We start from the raw sequence: 323 nt of genomic DNA, 5'->3' as shown, positions 1-323 counted from the left end.
AACATGTCCTGCCGCGCGTGCGTGCGCTTGAAGAAACGCACGTCCCCGAACCCGCCTGATCGCCCTTCCCTTTCAGCAGCGAGCAACGACATGGCGACAAACCCCAAATTCCCGGCTGCGCATGACGAAGGCGTGCCGGCGGTGCCGCGTCCAAGCGCACCGGCCCACATCATCCGCACCGATGCCGAGGCGATCGCCACGGCCGAAGCACTGGCCGCCGACTTCAAGATTGGCGCGGCGCTACGTGATCGCGAAAGGCTATGGCCGCTCGCCGAACTCGACGCCTTCTCGCTAAGCGGTCTGTGGTCGCTCAACGTGCCGCG

1 pseudogene is annotated in these 323 nt (G+C 65.9%); it reads left to right on the top strand.

The features are described 5' to 3' along the window. Window positions 1-90 precede the first annotated feature (90 nt). Window positions 91-323 (top strand): annotated as a pseudogene (locus tag AC0L2P_RS32290) (SfnB family sulfur acquisition oxidoreductase); the annotation flags it as partial.

It is taken from the genome of Mesorhizobium sp. WSM4836, assembly GCF_055811815.1.
This window is presented reverse-complemented; position numbering and strand designations above follow the sequence as displayed.